Below are 19,068 nucleotides of genomic sequence, written 5' to 3' on the forward strand. Positions count from 1 at the left end.
CGATGTTTGGAGACGAAGGGTCGATAGTGGGTGTTGCCGTGTTTTCACCGGTTGGTTGTTTGCCAAATCGTTGGGCTGTTCGGCGCGGTAATGGACCGGACCTTTGGTCCTCAGCGATTGAGGGTTCGGATGGGATTCCCAGCCCGTTGGGCTGGGCTAGGTAATTGGCTGGACCTTCGGCCCAACGTTGCGGGCTGCGGTTCGATTGATGGGGAGTGGCGTGCGATGTTGGCGAGCAGGGCTGAGTTGCGTTTGGGGTTGAACATCGTGGGGTTGTGCTTGAGGGTGAGAGTTTTCTGGATGGCAGGTCTGGTGTGGTCAGGCGGTGTTGGGGAACTCGTGTCGTTGTTGAACGCAGTGGCACTGAGATGCAAAATGCGGTGATCATTTTGAGTCCTGTGCAAACCACTTGGCTCTCAGGCTGACGATTTCGTCGAATGCGTGGTTTGGCGCATGTTGAGCCGAAATGAAGTCGCTTCAGCGACGAGTAATTCCTCGGTCGGAAAACTCATTGCATTCTGAATGCGAAGACTGAGTAGACCGATGCACTTTGGGAGATTGGCAGAATCGGGTCGTTACGCTCCATAACCAAGCGTCTCCAGTTTGTTGAGGATCACTCGGGCAAGCTTCTCGGCCTCGTCCATCTGCTGGTACAGCTTGGTGGTCAAGTCGGCCAACTGGGGCTCAAGCGGAATGCCGTCGTTTTCCAGCAGTGCCGTGCCGTCGTATCGTACCGGTGTGAGCACGTAGTTGATGGCTTTGACGTCTTCCAGCGTCGATCCTTTGCAGAAGCCGCGAACGTCCCGGTAGCCAGTGTCGCTCAACTCTCCGAGTCGATTGCGCTTTCGACTCGGAGAGTCGAGCAACGTAGATGCACCACGCAACTGTGCTCGAATTCCTCAGGCTTGTGGATTGGCCGGACTATACCGACCATGCGAAGCCCCCCGATGATCATGTCCAGCACCTGTCCGTCTAGGTCTCGGGATGTGTGCAGTGGCGACGAGGTCTCGCAGATTGTGCGGTGTCGAGTACTGGGGCCAATGCAGCAGACCACGGGGGAGGTTCTCGTCTCTACATCGAAAGCGACGAAGAGGCGGACCGTTCGATGACAACGATCCTGTTGAAGGACGGGCTTCGCGATTCCGCTCGTTTCGTTTCCAGCTCCGTTCGGGTTTGTCCGTGTCGTCTTTAATTGATTGATCGACCTGTTCACCCTGTGTACACTGGCCAGATGTACCCCACACCTTCATTAGAGACGACATGAGATTTTTAGCATCATTGCTCGTGCTGGCGTTTGCTTCGCAGGCAAACGCGGGCCTTCTAACATCGGCTTTCGAGTCCAGGCTTGAGTCCTGGCTGGGGCAAGGAGACCTGGATTTCACGAACGTCTTCACGAAGGCTCCGGCTTCTAATTCGTACGCTTTTCACGCTGCTGTGGATGGTATCGGGCCGACGATTACCCTGATGCGGATTTCGCGAGTGGAGAACAACGCGAAAGACCGAGCGGTCGGGCAGATTCTCGGCGGCTACAACCCGCAGAGTTGGAATAGGTCTGGCAATTTCAATCTCACGTCGAGCAACGCGGACCGGACGGGGTTTATCTTCAACTTGTCGACGGACACCAAGTTTGACCAGCGGTTGAGTGCTACAGCCTCTGATCCGAACGAACAGGGGCGGGGCCGATATCAGACGTACAACCGTCTAAACTCTGGGCCGAGTTTCGGTGCCGGTAGCGACCTTTTTCTAGACTACTCGCTGAGTGATGGCTACATGAGACAGTACTCGTACGGCGTGGCGGGGCCGGGGGCTTTTTCGAGCGGTTACGCCGGCAAGAATTTGCTTGGCGATAGTCGCTACATCGTGACGCGACCAGGCATACAGAATGGCTTCACCGATTTTCGGGTAAGCGATGTCGAGGTTTACACGTTCGCTCCCGCTGTGGTGTCGCCTCCGGTTGCGTCTGTTCCTGAGCCCGCGAGCGTTGCCCTATTCGGCTTACTCAGCTTGGGGGCGATCGCCCGACGTCGTCGATAAACACTAGTCCAACTGGTCTAATTTCGAATCATCACAAGAGGCTGACGGGAGAAATCCTGGTCAGCCTCTCGTCGTATTGTCACGGTCAGGTTATTGGAGATTCCCAGCTCGTTGGGCTGGGCTAGGTAATTGGCTGGGCCTTCGGCCCAAGTTGTGCGGCGTGGCTGGAGCGTCGGCCCAAGTTGTGCGGTGCGGCTGGACCTTCGGCTCAAGTTGCGTTGTGTGGTTTGGTTGTTTGGAAGTAGCGTCAGCCGACGTTGTTGATCTTGGAGGACGACGGCACAGCTTGGGGCAGTGCGCGTCGTTGATGTTCTTTACGCACCACCCGCTGTCTCTGTGATTTGGTGGTTTGTTGAAAGTCGAAAGTGGTGCTTCATTCTGTGAATGTGGTTGCCCTTCTCGTTGTGATTGTGGAGGTGGTGGCAACAGTCGAGGTCTTTTCGATCCGATTTAGGGTGTTCGTGGCTGAGTGGTTCGCAGCGGTGCTGATTCAAGTGTGGCGTCTGGCTGATAGGGTGCGATTGACTGGCGTTCGGTGCTGCTAGTGTCCACTACTTAGGCCTTGAGCTCTCGCAGTGGCTCTTGGATGTCGGTGTGGTCGTTGCGATTTTGGCTGGATTCGCCGCGTTTTTCGTGGTTTATCGCTGCAGTGGGCAGGGTGGGGTGAGTGTTGCGACGTCAGCGCTGCGGACTACACTGCGCGGTCTGGAATGAACGAAGACACCTTCCCTTTGGACGGACCAAACGACTCCATGAAGAACGATTCTCTGCGTACTGTGTGTCTCTCGATGCTTGTCATCGGTTCGCTCATCAGTCCGGCCGTTGCCGCTGATTCAAAGAAAGACAAAGACAAGGACGAGTTGCGGCTCGAAGACCTCTACCCCGAAAAAGGCTTGTTCGGGCCCTCTGCCAGCAACGCAGAATTCTCGCATGACGGACGCTACGCCGCGTATCTGTATCGCCCCTACAACGAACGTCGGCATGGCAGCGACTTGTGGGTCTACGACTTCAAAAAGTCCGAAGCGCGACGCATCACTTCCATCGACATGCTGTCCGAGTTCCAACGCTCCGCACGCATTGTGATTGATGACCGTCTGGAGAAGCATCGCAAGAAAGCGAAGAGCGAGAAGAAGGATGACGACAAAGACGAAAAAGAAGACGGTGATGACGAGGAGAAGTCGGACGACGAAAACGACTCCGATGACAAAGAAAAAGACGAGCTGACCGAAAAGGAACGCGAGGAGCAACGTGAGATCTACATGACGGTGTCGGAAGATGACGCCGACGCCGAATACAGTCCCGTGTATTCCGGAATCGCTTCGTTCCGCTGGCACCCCAAAGAGAACAAGCTGCTGTTGATTTCCGAAGGCGATATTTATTTGCTTGAAGATCTGAACAAGCCAAAGCTGGCACGTCTGACCAAAACCGATCAGCGTGAATCGCAGGTCGAGTTCCTGCCAGACGGAAGCGGATACACCGTCCGCCGCGACGACACCGTGATTCAAACCAAGTTTGGCGAACACCTCGTCCGTCAGCTAACACCAAGCTTGCCATCGGGAGAAAACCTCAGCCGATACTCGCTTAGCCACGACGGAAAACGCATCACGCTGATCACGCGTACCAACAGCCGTGGTGGATCACGGAAAGTCGACATCATCCGATACCGCGATCGATTCGCACAATCCGACTCGATCTCCCGCACCGTTTCGGATGACAAGGTCGAGCCGGAAACCGTGCGTGTCTACATGTTCGAATTCGATGGCGCCGATACCGAAGAAGCTCCTTTGTTGAAGGTCTTCGAAGAGAAAATCGACGAGCCGCGCGACATCATCTCCGAACCGCGTTGGTCGCTCGACAATCAGCAAGTGACGTTTTGCTTCTTTGACCAAAAGAACTCCGACGTGCAGATTCGATTGGCCACCTGGCCTACCGAAGAAGAGCTCGAGAAAGGGCTGAAAGAAGCGGTCAAGGAACGCGAGAAAGACTTTCAAAAGGAGATGCGTGAAGCTAGGGAGAAAGACGAAGAAGACGTTACTCCGGGCCGACGTGGGCCTCGCGGTGGTCGCACTGAAGATCCGGAGTTGGTCGAGCATCTCGCCAAGATCGCTTACCAATTCAAACACTACGGCGGACCCAATACGCCTTCGATGGTCTCGCCCGACTTTGCCGACGATAGCCGACACATCGTGTTCGTCAGCGAACTGAGCGGGTTCCGTCATATCCATGTATTGGATCCGCTTTATGAAAGCGTTCGTCAGTTGACGGAAGGACGATTCGAAGTCTATCCGATTCGTTTTTCAGAGGACCACAAAAGGCTGTTCGTGACAGCGACCAAAGACTCACCCGCGCGTCAGATGGTGTATGTGCTGGAGATGGAATCGGGTGAGCTGACGCGTCTGAATGATCAAGAAGGCACGTTCTCGGACGTGGCGGTCAGTAACGACGGCAAGCGTATGTTGGCCAACTTCGTTCGCTACGGGGACCTCACCGAATTGGTGGCCCAGAACGAAAAGAACCAGGTCAAGCAAGTCACCGATTCACATCCCGAAGACGCTTCGCGGCTGACGAAGATCGAGCCGGAATTCTTTGAATATGAAAACCGCCACGGTCACACGATCTCGGGAATGATGTTCAAACCCGAGGGCTGGAAGAAATCGAAGAAGCACCCGCTGTTGATCTATGTCTACGGTGGCCCGCTCGGCAACCGCCACTTTGTCAACGATGGCGGCTACAGTGCCGACGCGTACTTCTTTCAGATGTACATGGCACAGAAACACGGCTACATCACGATCGTTGTCGATCCACGTGGACAATCTGGATACGGTGGGTTGTTCGAGAAGTCGAACTACGAGCAGGTCGGCAAGCCACAGGTGGAAGACTTGGTTGACGGTGTCCAGTACATGGCGGACAACTTCAACATCGACCAGAAACGCGTTGCGATCTCCGGCTGGAGCTTCGGCGGTTTCCAGACGCAAATGTGTCTCTACACCGAACCGGAAGTTTTCCAAGTGGGGATCGCCGGTGCCGGGCCGACGCAGTGGGAAAACTACAACTCGTGGTACTCCACCGGAACGATTGGCCCGTCACGCACGGGTGAGCCGGACCAAGAAAAGTACTCGTTGATTCCGCTTGCCAAAAAGCTTGAGGGGCAACTGTTGTTGGTCCATGGGATCGAAGACACCAACGTGCTGTTTCAAGACACGGTTGCGGTCTATCGGGCGTTGCTGAAGGCCGGTAAGGAAACTCATGTTGAGCTGTTCCTTGATCCGACCGGTGGACACGGACTTGGTGGCGATGTCAAACGGATCGGGCGGATGCGAAAGTATGAGCAGTTCTTGCTGCGTACGATCGGCAAAGGTCCCTGATTAAGACTCCGACGTTCCAAGCCACGGAAACAGCGAGTGAGAGTCGCTCGCTATTGCAGCACTTCGTAACGTCCTTTGCCGATGTACTTCATTTCTTTTTTGTTAACGCCATAACGAAAGAGCGATTGGTTTTCGGCGGGGACGATTCGCGGTCCATCGCTTTCAAGTCGCATGGTAAAGGTCAGCGTGAACGCCTCCGCATCAGGCGGTTTAAACGACCAGGACATACGATTGATCAAGACGCCGTCGGTTTCGTCTTCGTGATCGTTCGGCATCTGGTTTGGAAAGAACACCGGGATACGTCCTTCGATCATCGAAGTGCTGGACGTTGTCGGCGGTGGAAGGCGTTCTGGGAATAGGGAGCGCTCGATTGACTGAAACTCGGGGTACGAGGAAGTTACTCGAAGCTTTAACTCGCGTGGATCTCTGTAATCTGCACCGTCTGCTCGTTCGTGGACGAGTGCGATCTCATAAGCGTGGGTACCGTGTAGGTCATAGGTGAGCTGCGTCGTCTGCTTTGGTGCATCGGAATCCTTTACGCTTCGCTCGATTTCGATTTGCAGTTTGTGGACGCCGCTGGGCAGCAACAGGCGAACTAGGTCATTCATGTTGCCTTTCTGTTCCAGGGTGAAGACGCCCAAGGCCGCGTCGTTTTGCCAAAAGTCGTCGACGTCGGATGCGTACTGGAAAACTGTTTTCAGCTGATCACCTTGCTGTTTGGCGTCATTGATGGCCTTGTCGAGTTCACGTTCCTTGTCACGCAGTTGTTCGCGTTTCGACGACACCAATTTCGTTTCATCACGTTGTGCTGCGACCTGGCGATCAAGCAGACCTTTCGCCGATCGGTCGTTGACGAAGACTGTGATCAGACAAACGCAGGTGATCGAAAAGATTACCAACCGCAAGGCGGAGAATGGCGTCCAGCGGCGGATTGGTGTTGGATCGGTGTTTGGTTCAGTCATCGTGAGACTCCGATCCGAAGGCTGATTGATCGACACTGTCTTGATCGGTACTGTATTGATCGACACTGAACGGTGCGAACGTTTCAGGCATCGGAGTGCTCGAAAGCCAAAGCCAAATCGTATAGTCGACTGGAAATACCAGGTCTGTCTCGCCAGACGTTTCTAAGTTGGTGCTCACCAAAGTCGACGACAACCGGCCACGCTTGTTTGCTGGGGCTAGATTGTTCGCTGGGGCTAGACGGAGGTCGTATTGCTGCTTGGGGGCCGTGCTAGACGAAGAGCGGAATCGATAGCTGGAATGAGTTGAGGTCGTTTTAAAACACGTTTGTTGGTCGACTTTGAGTGAGAGGGTAACAAACCCACTCTCCTGCCGAACATTGGACTGGGTCAGGACAATGTCGTGGATCCCCGGCGAGAGTTGAATTTCACCGGGCAACGCGTCAAATGGCGACTGATCGAGCCATTGCTGATGATCTAAGTCCGAGCGTCCTTCCCTGGGAAAGGAATCTTTCACGGAGACCGCCGTACGCAGGAACACCGGGGGTTCTTCGGGAACGGAAATTCGATACGACCAAACGTGAGAATTCGGATCTTCCTTTAGAACCGGAAACAGGCGGAGGCCGATCGAATCTGGTTTTGGCACCACTTCGTGATAGCGGGATTGGATTTTCTCGAAAGCGGTGACCGCGTTCCTGTGGACCTCTGCGACTTCATGGAAGTAGTCCATGCGACCATCCGCATCAGCGAGCAAGCCGGTGGCTTGGTCTAGGTCAAGTTTGGCGAGCTTGAGATGTTGCGCGGCGGAAAGCAATGCCGCACGTGATCGTTGCAATTCCTGTTTGCCGCGGATGACAAGCATCGCCAAGGCAACCAAAAAGGTGATTCCCAGCAGGTCCCGAATACCGAATTTCAATTGCTTCCCCACCCGTTGGCGTTTGCGTCGCGAAATCGTGTTTTGGGAATTGTAGCCCTGATGATTGATCACCGCGAACGGAGGGGATCGCAATGCTAGTGCTGTGATGAAATCCGGACGGGGCTGTTAACGTGCGTTAACGCAACGATGTGTTTGGGGCAAAGTGATTTCATGTTTTTTTAAGCAGCGAGTCAGTTCTTCGTGCGGTCTCCACGTCCGATTTCCGGGGGGAGCCACGTTCGCCAAGAAACCCCACATCATGTCCGAATTTCGCAAAGATGCGGCAATTTATTACAAGACGGATTTGCCCAAACAGCTTACAACCTCCAGCATGTCACGTGCCCGGTGAACGGGCCCTACCTACACTTCTTCAGTTGACGATGACAAAAACAATCACATGCATCGCCCTTGCCTGGCTTTGCAGCTTCACCTTGGTTCCGGCCTTTGCACAGCAACCCGCCGAAAACACTAGCGACGTCTACAAACAAGAGATGGAGTCGCTGAACGCGGCGATCCAAAAGCATCTTTATGACGAAGCGTCTGGCAACTATTTGCTGGTCGTTGATCCCGATAAACGCGAGCGGAAAGACGGGTACCTTCGTGAGTACACGTACATTTGGTCCTTGTGCGCGCTGTTCCAGGCGGCCAACGAGATCGAGAAAGTCGATCCGGAAAGCAAGATGGTCGATCAGTTGATCGAAAGCATGAAACCGTACTGGGATCCTGCTCCGCCAATCGCCGGCTATTCCGATTACTTGATGGACTTGAAGCCTGGCGAGCGATATTACGACGACAACCAATGGATCGGTATCACCGCATTGGACGCGTACGAGCGTACCGGTAAAAAGTCGTACTTGGAACTCGGGAAGTCGATGTATGACTTCATGATGGGCGGATACGATGATGTGCTCGGCGGCGGGATTTACTGGAAAGACACTTCCAAGGACACCAAGAATACCTGTTCGAACGGTCCCGGCGTGTTGGTCGCGTTGCAGATGTACTTGGCCACCAAGGATCAAAAGTACCTCGATTCGGCCCTGAAGATTTACGACTGGACCAACGAGAAGTTGCAGACGCCATCGAAGTTGTACTACGACAACATCAACACCAAAGACGGTGGCATCAACAAAGCGATCTTTTCGTACAACACGGGTACAATGTTGCAAGCGAACGTGTACCTGTACGAAATCACTGGCGAGAAGAAGTACCTCGATGAAGCGAACGCGATCGCGGAAAGCTCGCTGGATCACTTCTATGGCCGTGGACGTTTTCGGGACGACTACTGGTTCAACGCTGTTTTGCTTCGTGCGTACCAGCACCTGCTGAAACACAATCCGGACATGAAGTACATTCGCGGGTTCCAACGTTGCCTCGATAACTCGCTTCGCTACGCCAAGAACGAGCAAGGCTTGGTTCAACGACGCGGTGAAGTCCGCAACCTTGTCGATCAAGGCGGGCTGTTGGAAATCCTGGCCCGTTTCGCTTGGTTGGAAAAACACTACGATCTGACGACCAAGCAATAGTCTGCTCTCGTTGCGTTTCATTGCCAAACTGGACAGGGTGCGAGTTTCAACTCGCACCCTGTTTGCTTGCTGGCCCAACGCTTGTCGCCGCTCTCTCCTATGAACCCTGCCCCACCTCTTGATGCCGCCATGCGACATTTCTCTGCTTCCGACGTTGATTCGCACGTTACGCTTCGCGAGCCATTGGGTTCGCGGATGAACGCGCTGGTGCGCGCTTGGCTACTTGTTGTTTGCGGATTGCTTGGGACTTGCACGATGCTGACTCGGGCATCGGATGCGGCCGAGTTGCCAGCCGGATTTAGCGAGACCAAGGTTGCTGAAGGTTTAAACCCAACAACGATGGCGTTTGCACCTGACGGACGACTGTTTCTTTGCGAGAAACAGGGGCGGATCCTGATCATCGAAGATGGCAAGGTGTTGGAGACACCACTGATCGACTTTTCGGAGCAGGTCGACGGTTGGAACGAACGTGGACTTGGCGGTCTGTGCTTTGATCCCGAGTTTTCCAGCAACGGATACATCTACCTTTACTACACCGCTAAAGCACCGTCGCACAATCGCGTCAGTCGATTCACCGTTGTTGGGAACACCGCTGCAAAAGCCAGCGAGCAGGTGATTTTTGAGATCGACAATTTGTCCAAAATCGGCTGGCATAACGGTGGTGGGATCTGCTTCGGCAAAGACGGCAAGCTCTACATCGCGACGGGTGAAAACGCCAACGGCGACAACGCACAGAACCCAAGCAATCTGCTTGGAAAGTTGCTACGCATCAATCGCGACGGTTCGATCCCCAGCGACAATCCGAATAACGGCAAATTCCGCGATCGCAATCAAGCCATCGTCGCTCTCGGATTTCGTAACCCGTTTGCGATGACGGCGCATCCGGAGAACGGGACGATCTTTATCTGCAATGTGGGTGCGAAGTACGAAGAGATCGAACGCTATGACAGCGACGTCACGCCACAGCATGTGAACTATGGTTGGCCCAATTTGGACGGACCACGCGGCGGGCAGTATGGCCCAGAAGGGTATCGCGACCCGGCGTACGCTTATGACCATGGCAGTGGTCAAGGAACGGCGTTGTGCGGCGGCGACTTTTATGTCGTGGACGGTGACACGCCGCCGGCATTCCCGGCAGAGTACCACGGGGCGTATTTTTTCAGCGACTATGGTGGCTGGATCAAGTACATCGATCCGTTTTTGCCCGAGGTCCGACACGACTTTGCAACCAAGATTGCTCGTCCGATCGATGTCGAAATCGCCCCGGACGGATCTCTGTGGTATCTCGCTCGAGCCGGGAAAGGCGGCGGATCTGATGAAGACAATACCGCGACAACAAACGGTTCGCTTTGGCGAGTGGAATGGACCGGGCGTGGCGCTGCGACGCAGTTGAAGTTCCTTTCCCAGCGAGCTTCGGCGAACGTCGGTGGCTTGATCGGTCCGGCTGTACAAGTCGCCGTGCAAAACGCGAAAGGCGAAACGATCACATCGTCGAAAGCTTGGGTGACGTTAAAGATCAAAGGCCATGAGGCAAAAGAGGCCGCGATCGCAGCGAAGCTTTCGGGCACAATCGTTCGACAAGCGATCGATGGAGTCGCGACGTTTGATGATTTGCGAATTGATCGGTCGATCGGTGAGTTGGCGATTGAGTGCAGTAGCGAAGGTTTGGCGTCAGCTTCTAGCGAAGTGTTTGAGGTCGCAGCGAAAGTCGATTTGCCGTCGATCACGCCGCGAAGCAGCACTTACAGTGGACCGGTGCATGTGCAGATCGAGTGTGCGACAGAAGATGCGGTGATCCATTTCACCACCGACGGGACGATGCCGACGACCGCGTCACCGGTCTATCGTGAACCGTTTCTACTGACCAACAGCAGTATGGTGCACGCGATCGCTACACGTTCTGACCTTGCCGACAGCGATCGCGCGAACGCCCTTTTGACGATCAGCGACGAGAAAGCGTATGGGATGGACTTCCGTCCGGAAGTGACTGGTGTTTCGATGCCGCCGGCTAACGGTCCGGAGATACCAACAACGTTGACGGCAACCGGTCTGTTTAGCGATGTGGCATCATTGAACGTAGCCGCTGGCGTCGTGCCCTATGACGTCAACAGCCCGCTTTGGTCGGACGGCGCAGACAAAACACGTTGGGTTGCGCTGCCGGCTCGTGGACGGATCAAATTCGCTGACCAAGGCGAGTATCAGTGGCCGGGCGGAACGATGTTCATCAAGCACTTTGAATTGGTGGTCAACGAAAGCACTAAGCAGAAGCGACGCTTGGAAACGCGTGTCCTGGTGGTTGATGAAACGGGTTACGGTTACGGGGTGACTTACAAATGGCGTGGCGACAATGCTGACGCCGATTTGCTGACCGAAGGATTGGACGAAGAGATCGAGATTGTTGGCAAGGACGGGCAGACGCGTCAGCAGACGTGGCACTACCCGTCACAGCAAGAGTGTTTGCAGTGTCACACGGTTAAGTCTGGTTTTGTGCTTGGGCCAAGTACTCGGCAGCTGAACCTTGAGCACCGTTATCCGTCGGGGCGAGTCGACAATCAGCTTCGCACGTGGAACTATCTGCAAATGTTTCAAAGCGACATCGATGAGGACCGCGTCGCAGGATTCGAAAAGCTGGTGCGTGTGGATGACCCCAGTGCGAGCTTGGAGCATCGAGTGCGTTCTTATTTCGACGCCAATTGCGCGTTTTGCCATCGGCCTGGTGGGACGGGGGCTCAGTGGGATGCTCGCTACCTGACTGAACTTGCCGATCAACACAACATCAACGGTGCGGTCCGCGAAACGTTTGGGATCCCTGGGGCAAAAATTGTCTCTCCGGGTGACTTGAAACAGTCGATCATGCACCTGCGATTGACCTCGTCACAGTTGACGCAACGAATGCCTCCCGTCGGCCGAAACGTAGTCGATGTGAAAGCGGTAGATGCGATTTCCGAGTGGATCGAAACGCTGGAACCGGCAGCAGCGAACGGGATCGTTTCGGGCAAGGTCTATTACCTGACAGCCAAACACAGCAACAAGCGTTTGGGGATCTCTGGCGATCAACTTGGCGCCGATGGTGCGACGGCACGGCAGTCCAGTCCTGCCGCGTCGAAGGAGAAGCAGGATGCGAATCAACGCTGGCAGTTAGACGAGATGGGGAATGGATGGTGGCGTCTGACGAACGTCGCGAGCGGCAAGGTGCTGGATGTACCAAGCGGCTCGAAATCAAACAGCACCGCGTTGCAGCAGTACCGTGACAACGGAGGCGACAATCAGCGGTGGGCGTTAACTCGGACCAACGACGGATACTTTGTGATCACATCAAAGGTCAGCGGAAAGAACGTTGACGTGGATGGAGTCAGCCGGGCGGACGGCGCGGAGATTCATCAGTACCAGCACACTGGCAACGACAATCAACGGTGGAGCATCACGCCGGTGGATCAGGAATAGTCCTACGCTAGATTCAGCGAGCAACGGACAAATCGACCCATTGTCGCCTTTCGCTCCGCGAAAGTAGCGTTCTTCAAACAGCCGACTGGCAAAATTTTGTAAGCACATGCACCAAAGTTGCGGTGCGTAGGATTCGCGCGACCGCCTGGTATAGATCGCAGTCGATGAACTTGGGGCTGATCGGTTCGTCATCGCGGATTGGTCTGAACAGCAGACTTGTTTGACAGTGCAGCGGTAAATCGCGGAGTCACCGAAACCCCCTCATCCCCAGCCTTTCTCCCCCAACTACGACCAAGAGCAAGGCTCTCATTCGCCCTTGGGGGAGAAGGGAGCCAGAGTTTGGATTGTGGGCGTTTGATCAAGGGGAGCGTGGCATGGGGATACGCACTGAAATTGGTTGCGACCGAAATGCGCCGTCATCAATGATCTGGTGGGGCGATTGCCGGGTTGCAAAGATGTGCCACCGATGCCGTGTCGGAGCTTTCCCGTGGTTTGGGTTAAATGGTAGCAGTAGATTGATCTATCCATAGTCGCCTTTCGCTCCGCGAAAGTAGCGTTCTTCTTGCATGCCGTTAGGCGATGCTTTGCAGGTGCACGCACGAAAGTTGCGGTGCGTAGGATTCGCGCGACCGCCTGGTATAGATCGCAGTCGATGAACTTGGGGCTGATCGGTTAGTCATCGCGGATTGGTCTGAACTGCAGACTTGTTTGACAGCGCAGCGGTAAATCGCGGAGTCTCCGAAACCCCCTCATCCCCAGCCCTTCTCCCCCAAGTACGAACAAGAGCAAGGCTCTCGTTCGGCCCTTGGGGGAGAAGGGGGCCAGAGTTTGGTTTAGGGCGTTTGGGACGCATACCGTTCGGCGATGCTTTATATGTGTACGCACGAAAGGTGCAGTGCGTTGGATGCTCGCGAACGTCTGAATTTAATCGCAGTCGATGAAGTTGGGAGATACGTTGCGGTGTTTGGTTTGGGATGCTGGGCAGATGGCGACTTTGGGAGAGAACTTGATTGAGTATCGACAGACCGCTATCCGTTAATCGTTGAGCAACTCGAAGGTTGCAACTTGGCCGTCTTTGCCGGCTAGGAAGCCGGTTCCCGTTTTCTTGTCGACTCGCAGTGTGTAGTAACTGCCGGTTGATAGGTTGCCCCAGGTTTTGCCGGCGTCTTCGGAGTAGGCGACGCCGGTTCGGCCGCAGGTGATCAGTCGGCCTTCTCCTAGGGATTGAACACAGGCTTTGTGTGGCATGCTGACGCCGGTGGCGTTGTGCCAGGTCTTGCCACCGTCGGTGGAGGTGGCGACGTTGTTTTCGGATTGCTCCGGTTCGAGGTAGTTGCCACCGATCACGACGGCGCGATCGTCGTCGATCAGGTCGATTGAAAAGATGCCGGACGACTCGTTGCCGCTGCGAATTGGCGTTGAGAATGCCTGCCACGTCTTGCCTTCGTCGGTTGACTTCCATACCCGTGCGACCGAACCGCCGGTTGCGATCCAGATGCTCTGGCCCCGCGCGACAATACTGGTGCCGCTCGCTGCGAAAGCGTATTCACCCTCGGCAAGTTTTGGACGCTGAGACAATGGTAAGTGATGCCACGTTTTGCCGGCGTTGTTTGTTCGATAAAGGTCGAGGTGTCCTTCCAATGGGTCGCCGAACAACCATCCCGTTTGGCCGTCTGCGAGGAACGCCATTCCGTCGAAGAAACCTTGCGGATCCGAATTGACCAGGACGGTTTGCCAGGTTTGGCCATTGTCTTCTGAGCGAAAGATCTTTGATGCCGAGCCCGCACCGATGCTCATCAACAGCACCGTGCCATCAGGCAAAATTTCGATGTCGCGAAAGTCTGGCTTTTCTGAATCTGTAGCAGAAGTATCCGGCACTGTGATTTGTTGCCAGGTTTGGCCGGCATCCGTAGTTCGAATCACGGTCCCTCCCGTTCCCCCGAGCCAGGCTTCTCGGGCGCCATGCATCGCCATGCCACGGAACGACGCGTCGACTCCACTCGTTAGTGGTCGAAGAGCAATTGCATTGGGGGAACGCTGTGCCAAGGCAGTCGGTGCGGGCGCGGCCAACAGCGTCAACAAGACCAATGTGATAGGAAACTTCATTTGTCGCTCAACGGTGGACCAAGTCATGTGGAAAATCAATGATCGCATCGTATGCAACAAGCTTTGTTTTGCAAGCAGATGTGAATGTGCTATGGCTGGCGGGTGAAAACTGTTCCGCCACAAATGTTGATGCCTTTGAAAGGTACTTGCTTTGGCCGAGTAATCCAGGTGTTTTCGTGAGATGCCCCATCACGAGTACTACAGGTTTAGTATCTGTGTATTCCGATCAACATCACCTTGACGAGCTGTGTTGATCTAGTTAATTGACCCACACTGGGGCAATTTTTATGGAGCGTTCGAAGCGTCCCACCAAGAAAGGAATCGTGTCGTGGCCAATAGCAATTTCAATTCTGCACTGCGGGATTCCGTCGTCACGCACCTCGTTGCGGCGATCGAAGCGACTCCGTTTCGGCAAAGCCCCTTTCCGCATTTGAGTGTTAGCGGTTTCTTTCCAGCGGATGTGTACGCGACATTGTTGGAATCGTTGCCGCCTCCATCGCACTATCACCCATTTTCGTACAGCAAGCACCACAATACCGAGGGCGATAGCAACCGAAAGCGATTCTGTCTGGATCAGGTTTCGCTTGATTCGTTGTCTGGAGGGCTGCGAGAATTTTGGTGCTCGGTGCGAAGTGCGCTTGGGAGCGTCGAACTGAAGCGAGCTGTGTTTGAAAAATTGAGTTCCGGTTTGGCCTATCGCTATGGATGTAGCCAGAGCGAGGCCGCCGCATTGCCCGGGTTTGCGTTACCAGAGTTGTTTCACGAAACGGGCGGTTATTGCATCAAGCCACACCCTGATACTCGAAAGAAAGTCGTGACGATGCAAATCGCATTGCCAGACTCTGAAGATCGCCGCGATCTTGGGACCGAGTTCTATCGACGCAGCACTAACCCGATGGCATGGCTGCGTGAACCGAAAGGCTTCGAGATCGTCAAACGTATGCCCTTTGTTCCTAACACGGCTTATGCGTTCGTTGTGCTGAACACGATGCGTTTGAAAAGCTGGCATGGCCGCACGACGTTGCCGGTCGAAAGTCCGATCCGCAACTCGCTGCTGAATATCTGGTACGAAAAGGCAGAGAACGGCAATCAAGAGATCGTTCGCGAAAACGAGGCGAACGACACCGACAGTCGGCTTGTGGCATGAGTATTAGAAGCGACCAACCCAGTCGCGAATCCCCAGCATGATCATCTCAATGGAGACTGTGCCGAGGTAGAGCGCGGTGACTCGGCCAGCGATGTCGATGTAGTGTTGGATCAGATCCTCGCGGGATGCTCGTACGTAGTCGTGCAGAATTTTTAGCAGCACCATGACCGCGGTTGACGCCGCGACGGCGACGACGATTGCCAGGCAGGCCAGCCAGGGAGCGCTGGTCTTGCCAATCACAACACTGGCGCTCAAGGTTCCAGGGCCGATCAGTACCGGCATCGCGATCGCACCGGAGAGATTGGTGGATTCGCCACGAAGCATCTCGATTGCTGTCGGACCGCGAAACATGAATTGCATGCCGATCAGAAGAAACACCGCGCCGCCGAAAATTTGGAACGACGCGAATTCCGCTTGGACAAGTGTTGAAAAAATCGCGTCGCCAGCCAATGCAAAACAGATAAAGACGACAGCGGCGATCGCGGCAGCACGGATGAGCACGCGGCTGAATTTGGCTCGATCAACCGTTTGAACCACATCGCTTAGGTAAACGATCATTAGGAACGGATTCAGCAGGGCAAGGAGTAGCGAGATCGCTTGTAGGAATTCCAACATTGTTGAATTTGGTGAGCAAACGGAAGTCAATCGGTACGGAAACCAGCCGGTCTTGCTGGCGGTGCGAAGGTAACGGAGAGTGCCTGATTGGGGCAACTCATGGGAGCTTATTTCCCCTTCGAGTGGTTCACTACACGCCCTAGTCATGTGTTTCTAAAACACGGGCGTTTGGCGGGTGAGCGGAGTTGGCGATCTCTGGTAGGATCGTTGGTCGCGGCTACAGAGAATCCCCCCACAAGCACAGCCAACCCCGCAAGAGACGTGATGCAGCAACTTACCCCCGAAGGACAGCGGATCGTGTCGGATCTTTCCCAGCGTTATGGTTTTAGCCCAGACGCGGTGACTCACATGCTGGTCGCGGTGCTTCACGGCAACGGCACGATGGCCCAGTTTTGTCATCCCGAATTTGCCGGGTCCGGGCAATGGATGCGGGGCGGCATGTTGATGCTCGGCGACATGTTTAACAACGTGCTGAAGTCAAACGTTGACGCACTTTGCAACGAGATCTCTCAGATCCTTGCCAACCAGCCAGGCTTACTTAGCACGGGCAGTTTTCAATCGCAAAGTCAAAGCGGAAGCGGGCAGCAGTCCCAAGCGACGGGCGCATCGCAGGCGACGTCGAGTCTATTTGTGCCAAATCCTGATGATCATTGGTGGCCAACGGAACTTGGGGCACCGACTTCGTTGGGGTCACAGAACAATGTTCGATACGCTTACTTCGCCGGTAATCGACGCCTAGCGGTCAAGACTGGTGATCAGGTTTGGGTCTACGACACGTTGGATCATCAGATCGGAGGTTTTTCGCAGCAGCAAGGTGGCGGAAGTTCGATCGTCTTCAGTAGCCAGTATGGTACGATCAACCTGGCCACTTTGCCGGTGGTTTCCCAAAACGGACAGCCGCAGCAAGCAGCGCCGCCTTCAGTTGAGTCTGTGCAGCCAGCGTTCAATCCAGAGCCGGTTGCTGTGCGCCAATCGAGCGACGTCGAGGGGACGAATGCGATGCCTTCTCAAGGCGAAGACATCATTGACCAGATCGCTCGACTTGGTGAATTGAAAGACCGTGGCATTCTGACCGACGAGGAGTTCATCGCCAAGAAAACGCAGCTCCTCGAACGGCTTTAGCGCTCACCATTCGACTTCACGCGGGCGGATGCAGTAGTGGTTCAACGCTGACTTGCATTCCGATCAGTTCAACGGGCGCGCCAAACTGGGTGTAGACCGCGACATCGGCGGCATCGCGTCCGTAGGCGATCGCAATCCGTGCGCCGTCAAGGTTCGATTGAGTTGGGTCAAAGGTGTACCATCGGCCGCCCACGTAGGCCTCGAACCAAGCGTGTAAGTCCATCGGCGTAAGCGTTTGCAAATAACCTACGACCATGCGTGCTGGGATCGAAATAGCGCGGCACAGCGCGATGCCCAAGTGAGCCATGTCTCTGCAAACGGCCATCGATCGTTGGTTCACTTCGACGGCGCTGATGATTTGCTGCCCGGTGCCGGGGCGATAGTCTAGCGTTTGCCGGATGTAGTTCACGATCGCTTGGCATTGATCCCATCCGGGCGTTTGCTCTTGTGTCAGCGAAGCAGCCATTTCGGTGAATCGGTCGGATTCACAGAATCGACTGGGCAGCAAGAACGGTAGCGTTTCGACCGGCAGTTGCTCTGCTGGGACATAGGGTGCGCCTGGCATCGCGTCTGCTGCGTCGGCAGCCTGGATATCGGCGGCGGTGTGGATGGAAAACGGTCCAGCAGGCGCGACGATTCGCTGGCAAAGGTTTCCGAATGGGTCAGTGTATTCGACCGCCGGTACGGACGGTCGCAACGTGTACTGCTCGCGAGCGACCCACTGTTGCATCCCGCTACGCGGACGCAGCATGAAGAGAAATGGGGTTGGAGCCGCGGCATCAAATTGCAGCGAACAAGACGCATGGACCCACATCATGAACCTTGGGGGCAGGATAATTGAGAGACTCGCCAGCAGAGGAGATCATAGCACCGATGCGGTCGAGCTAATCGGCAGCGTTCCAAAGTACGGACGACGCACCCGATCCAAGAGTGTAAATGCATACGTTATGCAAATGCAGGTCGCTACGGAATCAGGCTTGGCGAACGATCGCGGTCGACGGGACTGGGCATCGAATGGTCGGGCCGGCAGGCATAGCTGAAATGCCACAAAAAAAGCCCGTCGAACGAATCTGTTCGACGGGCTTTTCAGCTACCCCGCTAGGACTTGAAGCGTCTCGTTTGACGCGGCAATTTACGGGGGCAATCTTCTGACATTGGGCAAGCGGTGCAGAAAGCGGTGCAGTTGCAAAGACTGTCGACTCACATCAGCAACAAGAGGCTGCGGCAAATAACCGCAATAAAGGGCGATTGGTAGCAAATGACGGTTGACCGCTCTTTGCCGATTGTTAGATTTGCTAGTGCCTGCAACAAGTTTGCGGGCAGGAAGCTAATGAGTTGCGTGAGATCACAGTATCGGGGCCGAACTGCGTTGGTTCGGTTTGTTGTTCCCGCCACTCAAACGCTTCCACCATGACTACTTGTGACGCTTCGTGCTCGCTCATCAGCGGCATGGGATCACACCATTGGAAGTTTGAGCTTCGCGGCTGTTGCTTGTGCTTGCCTATACGGCAGTACGGGGCGGTTGTGAGGGGAACATTCTTTCGCCGGTGTTCCCATGCCAAGGCTGTGGACTCCGGTTACCCAAGGAGACCACGGACGATGAAGACGGAAGTACAACCGCTTGCACACAAGACTTCTGCCGCTGCACGGATCCTTTCTGTCAGCACAAGAACGCTCTACGACTTAACAGCACCTCGCGGCCCAATTCGAGCGGTCCGCATTAAGAAGGGGTTGCTGTATCCACACTCCGAGCTTGAACGCTTCTTGGCGGAAGGGCTCGCTGCGTGTGTCTCTGAGGAAGGCCAGAAATAAAACGAGCCCGTTCCAGTGGCGTAAA

13 protein-coding genes are annotated in these 19,068 nt (G+C 55.0%); 7 read left to right on the forward strand and 6 right to left on the reverse strand.

Annotated elements, in window-relative coordinates; translation table 11 throughout:
• Window positions 1–575: 575 nt before the first annotated feature.
• Window positions 576–824, reverse strand: a complete 249-nt coding sequence (locus tag CGZ80_RS15780; protein ID WP_143543961.1) for a type I restriction-modification system subunit M — start codon at window positions 822–824, stop codon at window positions 576–578.
• Between the two features lie 436 nt (window positions 825–1,260).
• Between CGZ80_RS15780 and CGZ80_RS15785 the strand changes: the two genes are divergently transcribed.
• Together CGZ80_RS15785 and CGZ80_RS15795 are read left to right on the forward strand one after the other, a co-directional pair.
• Complete coding sequence (locus tag CGZ80_RS15785; RefSeq protein WP_094416148.1) at window positions 1,261–2,034, forward strand: PEP_CTERM-anchored TLD domain-containing protein; 774 nt, start codon at window positions 1,261–1,263, stop codon at window positions 2,032–2,034.
• Between the two features lie 752 nt (window positions 2,035–2,786).
• Complete coding sequence (locus CGZ80_RS15795; RefSeq protein ID WP_158222718.1) at window positions 2,787–5,399, forward strand: S9 family peptidase; 2,613 nt, start codon at window positions 2,787–2,789, stop codon at window positions 5,397–5,399.
• Between the two features lie 50 nt (window positions 5,400–5,449).
• On the opposite strand, the gene CGZ80_RS15800 is transcribed toward CGZ80_RS15795, so the two are convergent.
• Window positions 5,450–6,361 (reverse strand): hypothetical protein, encoded by a 912-nt coding sequence (locus CGZ80_RS15800; RefSeq protein ID WP_094416154.1) that lies wholly within the window; start codon window positions 6,359–6,361, stop codon window positions 5,450–5,452.
• Complete coding sequence (locus tag CGZ80_RS15805; RefSeq protein WP_143543962.1) at window positions 6,354–7,346, reverse strand: hypothetical protein; 993 nt, start codon at window positions 7,344–7,346, stop codon at window positions 6,354–6,356. The genes CGZ80_RS15800 and CGZ80_RS15805 overlap by 8 nt, the downstream gene beginning before the upstream one ends.
• A gap of 308 nt (window positions 7,347–7,654) precedes the next feature.
• On the opposite strand from CGZ80_RS15805, the gene CGZ80_RS15810 reads away from it, so the two are divergent.
• Entirely contained in the window at window positions 7,655–8,797 is a 1,143-nt protein-coding gene (locus CGZ80_RS15810) for a glycoside hydrolase family 76 protein (protein ID WP_158222719.1), read from the forward strand.
• Between the two features lie 129 nt (window positions 8,798–8,926).
• Window positions 8,927–12,241, forward strand: coding sequence for a PQQ-dependent sugar dehydrogenase (locus tag CGZ80_RS15815; RefSeq protein WP_158222720.1), 3,315 nt, complete (start codon window positions 8,927–8,929; stop codon window positions 12,239–12,241).
• 1,035 nt (window positions 12,242–13,276) lie between these two features.
• Here CGZ80_RS15815 and CGZ80_RS15820 read toward each other — a convergent pair.
• Window positions 13,277–14,347: a WD40/YVTN/BNR-like repeat-containing protein gene (locus CGZ80_RS15820; RefSeq protein ID WP_094416162.1), complete on the reverse strand. Its 1,071-nt coding sequence runs from the start codon at window positions 14,345–14,347 to the stop codon at window positions 13,277–13,279.
• A 328-nt stretch (window positions 14,348–14,675) separates the two neighbouring features.
• Here CGZ80_RS15820 and CGZ80_RS15830 point away from each other — a divergent pair, with 328 nt between their 5' ends.
• Window positions 14,676–15,494: a hypothetical protein gene (locus tag CGZ80_RS15830; RefSeq protein ID WP_094416166.1), complete on the forward strand. Its 819-nt coding sequence runs from the start codon at window positions 14,676–14,678 to the stop codon at window positions 15,492–15,494.
• Window positions 15,495–15,497: 3 nt separating this feature from the next.
• Here the strand turns inward: CGZ80_RS15830 and CGZ80_RS15835 are convergent, their stop codons facing one another.
• On the reverse strand, window positions 15,498–16,109 hold the full coding sequence (locus tag CGZ80_RS15835; RefSeq protein WP_094416168.1) for a MarC family protein: 612 nt from the start codon (window positions 16,107–16,109) through the stop codon (window positions 15,498–15,500).
• 264 nt (window positions 16,110–16,373) lie between these two features.
• Between CGZ80_RS15835 and CGZ80_RS15840 the strand changes: the two genes are divergently transcribed.
• Window positions 16,374–17,231, forward strand: coding sequence for an SHOCT domain-containing protein (locus CGZ80_RS15840; protein WP_094416294.1), 858 nt, complete (start codon window positions 16,374–16,376; stop codon window positions 17,229–17,231).
• Between the two features lie 16 nt (window positions 17,232–17,247).
• Here the strand turns inward: CGZ80_RS15840 and CGZ80_RS15845 are convergent, their stop codons facing one another.
• On the reverse strand, window positions 17,248–17,982 hold the full coding sequence (locus CGZ80_RS15845) for a transglutaminase-like domain-containing protein (RefSeq protein ID WP_198953709.1): 735 nt from the start codon (window positions 17,980–17,982) through the stop codon (window positions 17,248–17,250).
• A gap of 848 nt (window positions 17,983–18,830) precedes the next feature.
• Here CGZ80_RS15845 and CGZ80_RS28010 point away from each other — a divergent pair.
• Window positions 18,831–19,043, forward strand: coding sequence for a helix-turn-helix domain-containing protein (locus CGZ80_RS28010; RefSeq protein WP_158222721.1), 213 nt, complete (start codon window positions 18,831–18,833; stop codon window positions 19,041–19,043).
• Window positions 19,044–19,068: the final 25 nt, after the last annotated feature.

The organism is Rhodopirellula sp. MGV (assembly GCF_002251265.1).
Lineage (GTDB): Bacteria > Planctomycetota > Planctomycetia > Pirellulales > Pirellulaceae > Stieleria > Stieleria baltica_A.